This window comes from Pseudomonas sp. HR1, assembly GCF_030175875.1.
GTDB lineage: Bacteria > Pseudomonadota > Gammaproteobacteria > Pseudomonadales > Pseudomonadaceae > Chryseomonas > Chryseomonas oryzihabitans.
On record NZ_JASNRF010000001.1, the window covers coordinates 274,550 to 288,137 of the forward strand.

The 13,588-nt window shown below is 66.2% G+C and carries 12 protein-coding genes; 8 read left to right on the forward strand and 4 right to left on the reverse strand.

What is annotated here, in order from left to right:
* Positions 1–14: 14 nt before the first annotated feature.
* Together QKY98_RS01250 and eat are read right to left on the reverse strand one after the other, a co-directional pair.
* The gene (locus tag QKY98_RS01250) at positions 15–1,406 is read right to left on the reverse strand and encodes an ethanolamine ammonia-lyase subunit EutB (RefSeq protein ID WP_284670210.1); all 1,392 of its coding nucleotides are present in this window, start codon (positions 1,404–1,406) and stop codon (positions 15–17) included.
* 167 nt (positions 1,407–1,573) lie between these two features.
* Complete coding sequence (eat, locus tag QKY98_RS01255) at positions 1,574–2,938, reverse strand: ethanolamine permease (protein ID WP_284670211.1); 1,365 nt, start codon at positions 2,936–2,938, stop codon at positions 1,574–1,576.
* A 339-nt stretch (positions 2,939–3,277) separates the two neighbouring features.
* On the opposite strand from eat, the gene qhpR reads away from it, so the two are divergent.
* The 6 genes from qhpR to ureC all read left to right on the forward strand — a co-directional run bounded on the left by qhpR (position 3,278) and on the right by ureC (position 9,560).
* Positions 3,278–4,321, forward strand: coding sequence for an AraC-like transcriptional regulator QhpR (qhpR, locus tag QKY98_RS01260; protein ID WP_044342964.1), 1,044 nt, complete (start codon positions 3,278–3,280; stop codon positions 4,319–4,321).
* 1,037 nt (positions 4,322–5,358) lie between these two features.
* Positions 5,359–6,198, forward strand: a complete 840-nt coding sequence (locus QKY98_RS01265; protein WP_284670212.1) for an urease accessory protein UreD — start codon at positions 5,359–5,361, stop codon at positions 6,196–6,198.
* A gap of 97 nt (positions 6,199–6,295) precedes the next feature.
* Positions 6,296–6,598: an urease subunit gamma gene (gene ureA, locus QKY98_RS01270; protein ID WP_007162996.1), complete on the forward strand. Its 303-nt coding sequence runs from the start codon at positions 6,296–6,298 to the stop codon at positions 6,596–6,598.
* Positions 6,599–6,608: 10 nt separating this feature from the next.
* A complete protein-coding gene (locus QKY98_RS01275) occupies positions 6,609–7,118 on the forward strand; it encodes a GNAT family N-acetyltransferase (protein WP_027600040.1) in 510 nt (169 codons plus the stop codon).
* Entirely contained in the window at positions 7,115–7,420 is a 306-nt protein-coding gene (locus tag QKY98_RS01280; protein WP_007162998.1) for an urease subunit beta, read from the forward strand. Before QKY98_RS01275 ends, QKY98_RS01280 begins: the two co-directional genes overlap by 4 nt.
* A gap of 439 nt (positions 7,421–7,859) precedes the next feature.
* Positions 7,860–9,560, forward strand: a complete 1,701-nt coding sequence (gene ureC, locus QKY98_RS01285; RefSeq protein ID WP_284670213.1) for an urease subunit alpha — start codon at positions 7,860–7,862, stop codon at positions 9,558–9,560.
* Between the two features lie 51 nt (positions 9,561–9,611).
* Here the strand turns inward: ureC and QKY98_RS01290 are convergent, their stop codons facing one another.
* Positions 9,612–11,018: an L-cystine transporter gene (locus QKY98_RS01290; protein WP_284670214.1), complete on the reverse strand. Its 1,407-nt coding sequence runs from the start codon at positions 11,016–11,018 to the stop codon at positions 9,612–9,614.
* A 232-nt stretch (positions 11,019–11,250) separates the two neighbouring features.
* On the opposite strand from QKY98_RS01290, the gene QKY98_RS01295 reads away from it, so the two are divergent.
* Together QKY98_RS01295 and QKY98_RS01300 are read left to right on the forward strand one after the other, a co-directional pair.
* Positions 11,251–11,580, forward strand: a complete 330-nt coding sequence (locus tag QKY98_RS01295; protein WP_007163001.1) for a hypothetical protein — start codon at positions 11,251–11,253, stop codon at positions 11,578–11,580.
* A gap of 80 nt (positions 11,581–11,660) precedes the next feature.
* Positions 11,661–12,209: a glutathione peroxidase gene (locus QKY98_RS01300; RefSeq protein WP_284670215.1), complete on the forward strand. Its 549-nt coding sequence runs from the start codon at positions 11,661–11,663 to the stop codon at positions 12,207–12,209.
* 660 nt (positions 12,210–12,869) lie between these two features.
* Here the strand turns inward: QKY98_RS01300 and azu are convergent.
* Positions 12,870–13,319, reverse strand: coding sequence for an azurin (gene azu / locus QKY98_RS01305; RefSeq protein WP_150339681.1), 450 nt, complete (start codon positions 13,317–13,319; stop codon positions 12,870–12,872).
* Between the last annotated feature and the right edge of the window lie 269 nt (positions 13,320–13,588).

Below are 13,588 nucleotides of genomic sequence, written 5' to 3' on the forward strand. Positions count from 1 at the left end.
GGCCGCGATCCTCCCTACAACTGCGCCAGCGCCCGCTGGAATGGCGCCGGCAAGCCTTCGCCGAGGCGGAAGCGGCCGTCCTCCAGCCGCAGGATGCCCAGTCGGTCGAGCCAGGCGGCGAATTCCGGGGCGGGCTGCAGGCCCAGCACCTGGCGGGCGTAGAGGGCGTCGTGGAAGGAGGTGGTCTGGTAGTTGAGCATCACGTCGTCCGACCCGGGGATGCCCATGATGAAGTTGATGCCCGCCGCGCCCAGCAGGGTCAGCAGCATGTCCATGTCGTCCTGGTCGGCCTCGGCATGGTTGGTGTAGCAGATGTCGCAGCCCATGGGCACGCCGAGCAGCTTGCCGCAGAAGTGATCCTCCAGCCCGGCGCGGATGATCTGCTTGCCATTGTAGAGGTACTCGGGGCCGATGAAGCCGACCACGGTGTTGACCAGCAGCGGCTTGAATTTCCGCGCCACGGCGTAGGCGCGCACCTCGCAGGTCTGCTGGTCGACGCCGTGGTGGGCGCCGGCGGAGAGGGCACTGCCCTGCCCCGTCTCGAAATACATGAGGTTGTCGCCCAGGGTGCCGCGGCGTTGCGACAGCCCGGCCTCGTAGCCTTCCTGCAACAGCGCCAGGCTGATGCCGAAGCTTTCGTTGGCGCCCTGGGTGCCGGCGATGGACTGGAACACCAGGTCCACCGGCGCACCCCGCTCGATGGCGGCGATGCTGGTGGTGACGTGGGTCAGCACGCAGGACTGGGTGGGAATCTCGTAGCGCTGGATCACGGCGTCGAGCATCTTCAGCAGTTCGCAGATACCACTGGTGCTGTCGGTGGCCGGATTGATGCCGATCACCGCATCGCCGTTGCCATAGAGCAGGCCGTCGAGGACGCTGGCGGCGATGCCGGCCGGATCGTCGGTGGGGTGATTGGGCTGCAGCCGGGTCGACAGCCGTCCACGCAGGCCGATGGTGTTGCGAAAGCGGGTCACCACCCGGACCTTTTGCGCCACCAGGATCAGGTCCTGGATACGCATGATCTTGGACACCGCGGCGACCATCTCCGGGGTCAGCCCCGGAGCCAGGGCGGCAAGACTCGTCTCGTCGGCCACCGGCCCCAGCAGCCAGTCGCGGAAGCCGCCCACGGTGAGGTGGGCGACCGGCGCGAAGGCCTGGGCATCGTGGCTGTCGAGGATCAGCCGGGTGACCTCGTCGGCCTCGTAGGGGATCACCGCCTCGCTGAGAAAGTGCTTGAGCGGCACCTCGGCCAGCGCCATCTGCGCCGCCACCCGCTCCACGTCGCTGCTGGCGGCGACCCCGGCCAGGACATCCCCGGATCGCGCCGGGGTGGCCTTGGCCAGCAGTTCCTTGAGATCGGCGAAGCGCCAGGTCTGGCCACCCACGCTGTGCTGGAAACCGCTCATGCTACCTCCTCGGGTTGCGCTGCGCAGAGCCTGTTCAAAGGCTCGCGAGCTAGAGACAAACAAGGCGAAAAATGGCTGAGGAAGCGGAGTTTACGAGTGGTAAATGAGCATTCCGAAGCCATTTTCAACGCCGTTTGGCCGACGCGCAGCAGACTTTCAACAGGCTCTCAGGCCTCGCCAAAGGCAGCGTCAGGAGCGATGTCGCTCTGCCTACGGCTGAGACCGCAGACCAGCGCGCCTATCACCATCAGCATCACGAAGACGCTGGCGATCACCGGGTTGTACCAGACCATGGCGATCAGGCAGACCACCGCCAGCACCAGGGCGATGGCCGGCACCACCGGATAGCCGGGGGCGCGGAAGGTGCGCTCCAGGTTCGGCTCGCTGCGCCGCAGCTTGAACAGGCTGAGCATGCTCATGATGTACATGACGATGGCGCCGAACACGCTCATGGTGATCATGGCGGCGGTCAGGGTCAGGCCCTGCAGGCTGATCACACCGTCGCTGAAGATGGCGGCGATGCCCACCACGCCACCGGCCAGCACCGCGCGGTGCGGGGTCTGGAAGCGCGACAGCTTGGCTAGGCCATGGGGCAGGAAGCCGGCGCGGGCCAGGGCGAAGAACTGCCGGGAATAGCCGAGGATGATGCCGTGGAAGCTGGCCACCAGGCCGAACAGGCCGATGCCCACCAGCAGGTGCAGCCACATCGAGCCCTCGCCCACCACGCCCTTCATCGCCTGGGGCAGCGGATCGTTGATGTTGGACAGGGCGCGCCAGTCACCCACGCCGCCGGCAAAGATCATCACGCCGATGGCCAGGGTCACCAGGGTGAGGATACCGGCGATGTAGGCCTTGGGAATGGTCCGCTTGGGGTCCTTGGCTTCCTCGGCGGCCATGGCCGCGCCCTCGATGGCGAGAAAGAACCAGATGGCGAAGGGAATGGCGGCGAACATGCCGCCCACCGCGGCCAGGGAGAACTGGTCCTGCCCGGCCCAGCCGCCGCTGGTGAAGTTGGTCAGGCTGAAGCCCGGCGCCACCACCCCCATGAAGATCAGCAGCTCGATCACCGCCAGCACCGTGACCACCAGTTCGAAGGTGGCGGCGATGCTCACCCCGAGGATGTTCAGGGTCATGAAGATGAAGTAGGCCGCCACCGCGCAGAGCTTGGGATCGAGGGTGGGAAACTGCACGTTGAGGTAGGCGCCGATGGCCATGGCGATGGCCGGTGGGGCGAAGACGAATTCGATCAGGGTGGCGATGCCGGCGATGGTGCCGCCCATGGGGCCGAAGGCGCGCCGGCTGTAGGCGAAGGGCCCGCCGGCGTGGGGAATGGCGGTGGTGAGCTCGGTGAAGCTGAAGATGAAGCAGGTATACATCACCGCAACCACCAGCGCGGTGATCAGAAAGCCCAGGGTCCCGGCGACGCCCCAGCCGTAGCTCCAGCCGAAGTATTCCCCGGAGATCACCAGCCCCACGGCGATGCCCCAGAGGTGCAGGGTGCCGAGGGTCGGCTTGAGTTTCTCGTTGGTCATGACAGGCCACTCCCCTTGTAGCGACGTGATCCGGATGGGTCACCGCGATCCCGCGATGCCCGGCTTTTTCGAGCTTAAACAGCTCGGGGCCGTGGCGACTTGACCGCTCGGCACGGTCGCTGTGACCCCGGGTCAAGTCGGCGTTACCCCTCTTCCCAGGGTGCTACCCGAGACCGCACCAGCCTGGTGCGATGCCTGACCACCCGCCCCGCGATGAGGCACGCCAAGACGCCCAATAGCGTGAAGCCCTCGGCGTTCCCGCCCCGATGGAGGACCGCTTTCCGCCCCGGGGCACAGCCTTTGCTTCATTCATGCCGATCCCCTCCCTGGACCCGCACCATGCCCCTGGCCGCCTCCGGCTTCGCCGCCCTGACCTCACCGTCGCGCAACCTTGGCGTGCTCTCCGCCGCCGCCAGCGGACTGGACGCCGTCATCACCAGCCATGGTGGCGATGTCGATCGCATCTTCGGCACTGCCGGCATCGACCCCGAACAGCTGCAGCACCCCACCCTGAGCCTGGGGTTGGGCAACTACTGCCGGGTCCTGGAGGAAGCCGCCGCCCAGTCCGGCTGCGACAATTTCGGCCTGCACTACGGCGGCCAATTCAAACCGCAGATGCTCGGCCTGCTGGGCTACGTGGGGCTCTGCTCGCCCACCGCCGAAGCGGCCCTGCAGAATTTCGCCGCCGCCTTTCCCTTTCACCAGCACAGCACCCTGATCCAGCTGGTGGACGCCGGTGACTGCTGGCGCTTCGACTACCAGGTGCGCCACGGCGCCATCGTCGCCCGCCGCCAGGACGCCGAGCTGACCCTGGGCATGCTGCTCAACCTCTTGCGCCATGTGCTCGGGCCCACCTGGGCGCCGCGCGCGGTGCAATTCGAACATCCGCGCCCCGAAGGCTGGCACGAGCACCGCCGGCTGTTCGACGCGCCAGTCAGCTTCGGCCAGCCCTGCAATGCCATGCTGGTGCCCAAGGCCGACCTGCGCGGCCGCGCCATGCCCGACCACGATCCGCTGCTCCTCTTGGTGGTGCAGGACGCCATCCGCCAACTCGGCCAGCGGCTGCCACAGATGGAACTGCTCGAAGAGGTCCGCGCCTCGGTGCGCCTGGCGTTGCCCCTGGGCGAGCCCAGCCTGGAGTCCATCGCCCAGCGTCTGGACCTTTCCACCAGCCAGCTGCAACGCCGCCTGCGCGACCAGGGCGCGAGTTTCTCGGCGCTGGTCGAGGGCGTCCGCCGCGACCTGGCGCAGCATTACCTGCGACAGCGGCTGCCGGTCACCGACCTGGCGCCGCTGCTGGGCTATTCGGAGACCAGCGCCTTTTCGCGGGCGTTTCGGCGGTGGTTTCAGGTGAGTCCGCGGCAGTGGCGGGGGATTTCTTAAAATGGCGTGGGGAAAAGAGCCACGAACGCCGGCTGACGTAGGTTGGCGCTGAGCGTAGCGAAGCCCAACAAGGTGGGGTTGCGGCTCTGTGTTATGGGTGCCATAGCTGTTTATCTAGCTTTGCTGGTACTTCTTGTTTCGCCCCCTCGGGCGAGTCACTTTTGCCAATCGCCGCAAAAGTAACCAAAAACGCTTGCCCCACCATCCGGCCTTTCGCTTCGCTCCAGGTCCGCTCACGCCAGCGCCGCTCCGGGGTCGGCCTACACGGGCCGTCCATGGCCCGTTAGGCCTCTCGCCGCATCCCTGCGGCTCGACCCACTCCACGACACTGGCGTTCGCCCTCCTGAACGGGGCGATTCGCCAGCCTGAAAATATTGGTTGAACAGCCACAAAAGCCCGTAGCCCGTAGCCCGTAGCCCGTAGCCCGTAGCGTGGACAACGGCGAAGCCTTGTCCACTGATGGCTTAGGTGCCCACCAGTGGAAAACGCTATGCGGTTTTCCACGCTACAGATCCTGTGAACACCCAGGCATCAGGCTGGCGCCCCGCCCCGTCAGTGAGGCCAAGTGCAGGTGTCGCGGAGGGGGATGCGAGGCAGGACGCCGAGCAAGGCGCGAGGGGCAGGAGGCCCCTTCGTACCGTGCCCCCCGGAGCGGCACCGGAGTGAGGGGACCTGGAGCGAAGCGGAGGGCCGAAACGTGGGGCAAGCGTTTTTGGTTACTTTTTTGGCGACTGCAAAAAGTAACTCGCCCGGGTGGGCGAAACAAAACCATCAACAGACCTCGATAAGCAGCTAGAGCACTGGTAAACCGAGGCATCACGGCCAACCTCCGCAACGTTGGGCTTCGCTCCACTCAGCGCCAACCTACCGAAGCGGTGAAGGTGATGCGCCCGAGCGGGCGAAACAAAAACCATCAAAGCACTCGGTAATCAGCCAAACACCCCCACCATACCTAGCCGAAAGCCAACCTCTGCCCACTCGGTCAGATTCTTGCAAGGCGCTCCCCAAACAGCCCCAACCAGAACAACGACCACCCGATGACCTCTGCCCTGCCCCCTGCCCTTTTCACCCCCGCCTGGCTGGCGCGCCTGGAGCTGGCCTATGCCCGCCAGGGCGACTGGACCCGGCCGACCACCCGCCGCCACCTCGGCCCCTTGCGGGTGCAGAAACACCTGCACGCCGAAGGTCCCGAGGTCTGCCAGCACATCGTCGTGCATCCACCGGGGGGCATCGCCGGGGGTGATCGGCTGGACATCGACGTCAGCGTCGGCGAAAACGCCTGGGCCCAGCTCACCAGCCCCGGCGCAGCCAAGTGGTATCGCGCCGACAGCGCCGCCCACCAGCAGGTCGAGCTGCGCGTCGCCGCCGGTGCCACCCTGGAATGGCTACCCCAGGAGACCATCGTCTTCGCCGGTGCCCAGGCCCACCTCGCTACCCGCATCGAGCTGGAGGGCGATGCCCGCCTCTGCTACTGGGACATCGTCGCCCTGGGTCGTCCGGCCAGCGCCGAGCGCTTCACCGACGGCCTGTTTCAGGCCCATCTGGACATCCGTCGCGACGGCACCCCGCTGTGGCACGAGCGCCAGCGCCTGGTCGGCGCGGATCGCCTGCTGGACTCGCCCATCGGCCTCGCCGGTCAGCCGGTGTTCGCTACCCTGCTGCTCACCGGCACCCTGGACGCCGACACCCTGGAGCGCTGCCGCGAACTCGACCTGCCGGTGCGCGGCGACCTGACCCAACTGCCGGGCCTGGTGGTCGCTCGCTGCCTGGCCGCCGAGTCGCTGCAGGCCCGCGCCTGGCTGATCGCGGTCTGGCGCCTGCTGCGCCCCGCCCTGCTCGGCCGTATCGCCGTCCCGCCGCGAATCTGGAGTACCTGATATCTTCGTGATCGCGGCCATGGGCCGCTCCTACAGGGAAGCGCAGAATTGTAGGAGCGGCCCATGGCCGCGATGTCCTTCGCCAAAGAGAACACCCATGGACCTGACGCCCCGCGAGAAAGACAAACTGCTCATCTTCACCGCCGGCCTGGTGGCCGAACGCCGCCTGGCGCGTGGGGTGAAGCTCAACTACCCGGAAGCCATGGCGCTGATCTCCGCCGCCCTGCTCGAAGGCGCCCGTGACGGTCGCACCGTGGCCGAGCTGATGCACTACGGCACCACCCTGCTGACCCGTGACCAGGTGATGGAAGGCGTCCCGGAAATGATCCCGGAGATCCAGGTGGAAGCCACCTTTCCCGATGGCACCAAGCTGGTCACCGTCCACCAGCCGATCGCCTAGGGAGTCCGCCATGAGTCTGATCGTCCGCGACGCCACCCCTGCCGACCTGCCGGCCGTGCTGCACATCTACAACGACGCCGTCAGCAACACCACGGCGATCTGGAACGAGACCCCGGTGGACCTGGCCAACCGCCAGGCCTGGTTCGACCTGCGCGCCACCCAGGGCTACCCCATCCTGGTCGCCGAGAACGCCGAAGGCACGGTGGTGGGCTATGCCTCCTTTGGTGACTGGCGCCCATTCGAAGGCTTTCGCCATACCGTCGAGCACTCGGTCTATATCCATCCCGACCAGCGCGGCCAGGGCATCGGTCCGCGGCTGATGACGGTGCTCATCGAACGCGCCCGCGCCTGCGACAAGCACGTGATGGTGGCCGCCATCGAGAGCGGCAACCAGGCCTCCATCCGCCTGCACGAGCGACTGGGCTTTATCACCACCGGGCAGATGCCCCAGGTCGGCACCAAGTTTGGTCGCTGGCTCGACCTCACCTTCATGCAACTGATGCTGGAGCAGCGCCCATGATCCCCGGCGAATACCAGATCCAGGACGGCGACATCGAACTCAACGCCGGCCGCCGCACCCTCAGCCTGACCGTCGCCAACAGCGGCGACCGGCCGATCCAGGTGGGCTCCCACTACCACTTCCACGAAACCAACGACGCCCTGGTGTTCGACCGCGCCCTGGCGCGCGGCATGCGCCTGAATATCGCCGCCGGCACCGCCGTGCGCTTCGAGCCGGGCCAGAGTCGCGAGGTGGAACTGGTCGAGCTGGCCGGCCTGCGTACCGTCTACGGCTTCGCCGGGCGGGTGATGGGCAAGTTGTAGCGGCAAGCGCCCTCACCCCAACCCTCTCCCGCAGGGAGAGGGGGCTAAAAGCAGACATCGAGCTCCCGCCCTTCCCCCTCCCTCCGGGGGAGGGGAAGGGTGAAGGCCAACCAGAACACCCAGCCTCCCAGGAACGGCTCCCTGCGAGGCAACAGGACGACACCCGCCCTCCCCCTCTCCCTCCGGGAGAGGGCCGGGGTGAGGGCCAACCAGAACGCCCAGCTTCCCAGGGACGACGCCCTGCGAGGCAACAGGATGCCACCCGCCCTTCCCCTTCTCCCTCCGGGAGAGGGTCGGGGTGAGGGCAAACCAGAATACCCAGCTTCCCAGGGACGACTCCCTGAGAGGCAACAGGATGCCACCCGCTCCTCCCCCTCTCCCTCCGGGAGAGGGTCGGGGTGAGGGCCAACCGGACCACCTTTATTCGGGATTCACACCTATGAAAATCTCCCGCCAAGCCTATGCCGACATGTTCGGCCCCACCACCGGTGACCGGGTGCGCCTGGCCGACACCGAGCTCTGGATCGAGGTCGAAGAAGACCACACCGTCTACGGCGAAGAAGTGAAGTTCGGCGGCGGCAAGGTCATCCGCGACGGCATGGGCCAGAGCCAGCTGCTCGCGGCCGAGGTGGTGGATACCGTCATCACCAATGCGCTGATCGTCGACCACTGGGGCATCGTCAAGGCCGACGTCGGCCTCAAGCACGGCCGCATCCATGCCATCGGCAAGGCCGGCAACCCGGACATCCAGCCGGGTGTCAGCGTGCCCATCGGCGCCGCCACCGAGGTCATCGCCGGTGAAGGCATGATCCTCACCGCCGGCGGGATCGATTCCCACATCCACTTCATCTGCCCGCAGCAGATCGAAGAGGCGCTCATGAGCGGCACCACCACCATGATCGGCGGCGGCACCGGGCCGGCCACCGGCACCTATGCCACCACCGTGACCCCCGGTCCCTGGCACATGGCGCAGATGCTCAAGGCCGCCGACGCCTTCCCGATGAACATCGGCTTCACCGGCAAGGGCAACGCCAGCCTGCCGGGTCCGCTGGAGGAGCAGGTCCGCGCTGGCGCCATCGGCTTGAAACTGCACGAGGACTGGGGCACCACCCCCGCCGCCATCGACAACTGCCTGGCGGTGGCCGATCGCTTCGACATCCAGGTGGCCATCCACACCGACACCCTCAACGAATCCGGCTTCGTCGAGACCACCCTGGGCGCCTTCAAGGGTCGCACCATCCACACCTATCACACCGAAGGTGCCGGGGGCGGCCACGCGCCGGACATCATCAAGGCCTGCGGCTTCCCCAACGTGCTGCCCAGTTCCACCAACCCGACGCGGCCCTTCACCAAGAACACCATCGACGAGCACCTGGACATGCTCATGGTCTGCCACCACCTGGACCCGAGCATCGCCGAGGACGTGGCCTTCGCCGAGAGTCGCATCCGCCGCGAGACCATCGCCGCCGAGGACATCCTCCACGACCTCGGCGCCTTCGCCATGATCAGCTCCGACAGCCAGGCCATGGGCCGCGTCGGCGAGGTCATCACCCGCACCTGGCAGACCGCCGACAAGATGAAGAAGCAGCGCGGCCCGCTGCCCGAAGACGCCGCCGGCAACGACAACTTCCGGGTCAAGCGCTACATCGCCAAGTACACCATCAACCCGGCGATCACCCATGGCATCAGCCACGAGGTGGGCTCCATCGAAGTGGGCAAGTTCGCCGACCTGGTGCTCTGGCGCCCGGCGTTCTTTGGCGTCAAGCCGACGCTGATCCTCAAGGGCGGCGCCATCGCGGCGAGTCTGATGGGCGACGCCAACGCCTCCATCCCCACCCCGCAACCGGTGCACTACCGCCCCATGTTCGGCAGCTACGCCGGCATGCTCCATGACACCAGTCTGACCTTCATCAGCCAGGCCGCCTTCGAGGCCGGGGTGCCGGAGCAACTGGAGCTGAAGAAGCGCATCGGCGTGGTCAAGGGCTGCCGCACCGCGCAGAAGAGCGACCTCATCCACAACGGTTATCTGCCGACCATCGAGGTCGATCCGCAGAACTACCAGGTCAAGGCCGACGGCCAGCTGCTCTGGTGCGAACCGGCCGAGGTGCTGCCGATGGCGCAGCGGTATTTCCTGTTCTAACCAGGCACAGGAAATGTTGGGCTTCGCTTTCGCTCAACCCAACCTACGGACTCAGCCGCGACTGATCGGCGCCGCTGGCGCTTCGGCCCGGTCGTCGCGGTCGTAGGCGGCCTTGTCCAGCTGGCCCATCCAGCGCGCGGTCAGGGTGCCGGCGGTCATGGAGCCGTTGACGTTGAGGGCGGTGCGGCCCATGTCGATCAGGGGTTCGATGGACACCAGCAGCGCCACCAGGGTGACCGGCAGGCCGAGGGCCGGCAGCACGATCAGAGCGGCGAAGGTGGCGCCGCCGCCCACGCCGGCCACGCCCGCCGAACTCAGGGTGACGATGCCCACCAGGGTGGCGATCCACAGCGGATCGAAGGGGTTGATACCCAGGGTCGGGGCGACCATCACCGCCAGCATCGCCGGATAGAGACCAGCGCAGCCGTTCTGGCCGATGGTGGCGCCAAAGGAGGCGGCGAAGCTGGCGATGGCCGGCGGTACGCCGAGGCGCTCGGTCTGGGCCTCGATGTTCAGCGGGATGGTCGCCGCGCTGGAGCGGCTGGTGAAGGCGAAGCTCAGCACCGGCCAGACCTTGGGAAAGAAGCGCGCCGGCGACAGGCCGCTCAGGGTCAGCAGCAGCGCATGGACGCCAAAGAGGATGGCCAGGCCCAGGTAGGAGGCGATCAGGAAGGTGCCCAGCTTGAGCACGTCCTGGGGACTGGCGGTGGCGACCATCTTGGTCATCAGCGCCAGCACGCCATAGGGGGTGAGTTGCAGCAGCAGGCGCACCAGCTTCATCACCCAGGCCTGGAGCACGTCGATGCCGGCCAGCACCTTCTCGCCGCGCACCGGATCGTCACGCTGCAGGCGCAGGGCGGCGACGCCGAGGAAGGCGGCGAAGATCACCACGCTGATGATGGAGGTGGGATTGGCGCCGGACAGATCGGCGAAGGGGTTCTTCGGAATGAAGGACAGCAGCAGCTGCGGCACCGACAGATCCGCCACCTTGCCGACATAGCTGTTCTGCAGGGCGGTCAGGCGCGCGGTCTCCTGGGCGCCCTGCACCAGGCCTTCGGCGCTCAGGCCGAACAGCCAGGTCACCAGCACCCCGACCAGGGCGGCGATGGCGGTGGTGAACAGCAGGGTGCCCAGGGTCAGCAGGCTGATGCGCCCCATGGAAGAGGCTTCGCGCAGCCGCGCCACGGCGGCCAGGATGGAGGCGAACACCAGCGGCATGATGCTCATCTGCAGCAGCTGCACATAGCCGTTGCCGACCAGGTTGAACCAGCCGATGGAGGTCTTGAGCACAGGGGCGTCATGCCCGTAGACGAGTTGCAGCACCAGGCCGAAGGCCACGCCCAGGGCGAGACCGATGAAGACGCGCACGGCCAGGCTCCAGCCGGTGTTGCGGGTACGCGCCAGCAGACCGAGCAGCACGGCGAAGGCGACGAGGTTGAGGACGAGAGGCAGATTCACACGAGGTCTCCGATACGGCGCCCGACGCGGCCGCCGGACGAAAAGGCGGCGATGGTAGCAGCTCGGGCCGACTCGGCTTAGATCGAGGCGCTATCACCTGATAACCCTGGGACCTTGGGAGGAGCGGTTCTATCGCCGGGGCGAACGGTATTTCCGCCGGGCCTGGCACTGCTAGAGTGCGCCCCGTCGGGAAACGATGCCCGACGCTGCCAACCCAAAAAGGAGTGACTCCATGCAACGTTTCGCCAAGCTCGCCGCTTCCTTCGCCCTCGCCGCCGCCGTCGCCGGCTGCACCGGCACCGCGATGAAGACGCAAAATCTGGATCCGTCGCAGTACACCGTCGTCGGTCATGGCGAGGGCAAGGCCACCGGTCTCATGATCCTGGGCTTCATCCCGGTCCAGCAGAACGACCGCTTCGTGCGCGCCCAGCAGGCCGCCATCAAGTCCCGCGGCGGCGATGCCCTGATCAATGCCCAGGTGCAGGAAAACTGGTTCTGGGCCTATGTCCTGAACGGCTACACCACCACCGTTTCCGGCGACGTGGTCAAGCTCAAGCGCTGAGCCCCGCCCGACCGACAGGCGCCGCCCATGGAGGCGGCGTTTTTGCGCTAGGCTGGTCGCTTCTTTCCGAGGAGCCGACCATGACCGCGACCCTGATGAAACTCCCGCTGCAATCCATCGATGGCGAAACCCTGACCCTGGAACGCTACCTGGGCAAGGTGCTGCTGGTGGTGAACGTCGCCTCCAAGTGCGGCCTGACCAGCCAGTACGAGGGGCTGGAACGCCTCTATGAGGCCCAGCGCGAACGCGGCCTGGAAGTGCTCGGCTTTCCCGCCAACAACTTCAAGCAGCAGGAGCCCGGCAGCGACGCCGAGATCAAGGAATTCTGCACCCTGACCTATGGCGTGCAATTCCCTATGTTCGCCAAGCTCAGTGTGGTGGGTGAAGACAAGCATCCGCTCTATGAAGAACTCACCCGTGCCCAGCCCGAGGCGACCGGTGACGGTCCCTTCCGTGAACGCATGGTGAGCCGTGGCGGCAGCCCCAATCCCAAGCCCGAGGTGCTGTGGAATTTCGAGAAATTCCTGATCGGGCGCAATGGCGAGGTGGTGGGGCGCTTCGCGCCGGATGTGACGGCGGATGATCCGCGGTTGGTGAAGGCGATTGAGAAGGAATTGGCGAAGGGCTGAGGGCTTGAGTGTTCACCAGAGCTGTAGCGTGGAAAACCGCGCAGCGTTTTCCGCTGGCAGTAGCTTGACTACCGAATAGGGGCAACGTCTTTATCGCGGCCATGGGCCGCTCCTACGGGATCTTCCGATTGCTGTAGGAGCGGTCCATGACCGCGATTCCAATAGCTCAAGGACGACGTCTGAGCTTGATCGCCGACAGTGGACAAGGCTTCGCCGTTGTCCACGCTACGGGTTACGGGTTATTCAACCAATAATTTCAGGCTGGCGAATCGCCCATTCAGCAGGGCGAACGCCAGGGTCGTGGAGTGGGTCGAGCCGCATGGATGCGGCGAGAGGTCCAGTGGGCCATGGACGGCCCATCTGGACCGACCCCGGAACGGCGCTGGCGTGAGCGGACCTGGAGCGAAGCGAAAGGCCGGATGGTGGGGCAAGCGTTTTTGGTTACTTTTTTGCGGGGCGCGCAGCCGCGATTGCAAAAAGTAACTCGCCCGGGTGGGCGAAACAAAAACTCTCCAAGCACTCAATAAGCAGCCATGGCACCTACTAAACAAGCGTGAGCCCTGCAACGTTGGGCCTCGCTAACGCTCAACCCAATCTCCAGGCGTCTTCTGCTCAAGAGGTCGGATTGCGACGGTCGACCGCCACAACCCAACCTTCTCCTTACCCGCGCTGCAACACCCCGCGCATGGAGCCGAAATGCCCCGGGAAGGAGCAGAAGAAGGTGTATTCCTTGCCGGCTTCCAGGGCCCCGGTATCGAAGGTCACGGAATCCTTCTCGCCACCACCCAACATCTTGGTATGGGCGATGATGCGTTCGTCGCCCTCGGGCAGATAGCCCTTGGCTTCGCCCGCATTCATGCCGGCGGCGTCGACGGCCGAGGCGTCGGTGGAGCGGGTCAGCACCCAGTTATGGCCCATGACGTTCTTGGGCAGGCTGCCGTTGTGGATCAACTCCACGGTAAAGGTCTTGCACGAGGCCGGGACCTGGATGGAAGCGCGGCTGTAGGTCATCTGGTCGCCGGCTTCGATCTGGGTGGTACAGCTGTCGGCGGCCCAGGCGCCGGTACTTCCCAGGGCGAACAGCGCGGCGGCGAAAAACGTGGATTTCATGAACCCTCCGGATGCGTGAAAGTCGCCAGTCAGACCGATGCGAGGGTGGCGGGTTCCAGCGGCCATGGCAAGGGAGCGGCTTCGCTCTATCGCCTCCATCGAAACCTTTGCCAGGTCGCTGGGCCTTACCTCTGGGTACTATCCCTTCATCACCCGCCAGCCAAGGACGCCCGCCATGACCCTTACCGCCCTGCTGCACGAGTTGTTTGCCAGCTATGCCCAGGCCGCCAGCGGCAATGCGCCGGAAGAGGCTTTCCTCGCGCGATGAC

What these genes read in the sequence shown, in the direction of transcription:
- QKY98_RS01250 (WP_284670210.1), bottom strand. Translation starts at nt 1,406, where the DNA reads ATGAGCGGTTTCCAGCACAGCGTGGGTGGCCAGACCTGGCGCTTCGCC.
- eat (WP_284670211.1), bottom strand. Translation starts at nt 2,938, where the DNA reads ATGACCAACGAGAAACTCAAGCCGACCCTCGGCACCCTGCACCTCTGG.
- qhpR (WP_044342964.1), top strand. Translation starts at nt 3,278, where the DNA reads ATGCCCCTGGCCGCCTCCGGCTTCGCCGCCCTGACCTCACCGTCGCGC.
- QKY98_RS01265 (WP_284670212.1), top strand. Translation starts at nt 5,359, where the DNA reads ATGACCTCTGCCCTGCCCCCTGCCCTTTTCACCCCCGCCTGGCTGGCG.
- ureA (WP_007162996.1), top strand. Translation starts at nt 6,296, where the DNA reads ATGGACCTGACGCCCCGCGAGAAAGACAAACTGCTCATCTTCACCGCC.
- QKY98_RS01275 (WP_027600040.1), top strand. Translation starts at nt 6,609, where the DNA reads ATGAGTCTGATCGTCCGCGACGCCACCCCTGCCGACCTGCCGGCCGTG.
- QKY98_RS01280 (WP_007162998.1), top strand. Translation starts at nt 7,115, where the DNA reads ATGATCCCCGGCGAATACCAGATCCAGGACGGCGACATCGAACTCAAC.
- ureC (WP_284670213.1), top strand. Translation starts at nt 7,860, where the DNA reads ATGAAAATCTCCCGCCAAGCCTATGCCGACATGTTCGGCCCCACCACC.
- QKY98_RS01295 (WP_007163001.1), top strand. Translation starts at nt 11,251, where the DNA reads ATGCAACGTTTCGCCAAGCTCGCCGCTTCCTTCGCCCTCGCCGCCGCC.
- QKY98_RS01300 (WP_284670215.1), top strand. Translation starts at nt 11,661, where the DNA reads ATGACCGCGACCCTGATGAAACTCCCGCTGCAATCCATCGATGGCGAA.
- azu (WP_150339681.1), bottom strand. Translation starts at nt 13,319, where the DNA reads ATGAAATCCACGTTTTTCGCCGCCGCGCTGTTCGCCCTGGGAAGTACC.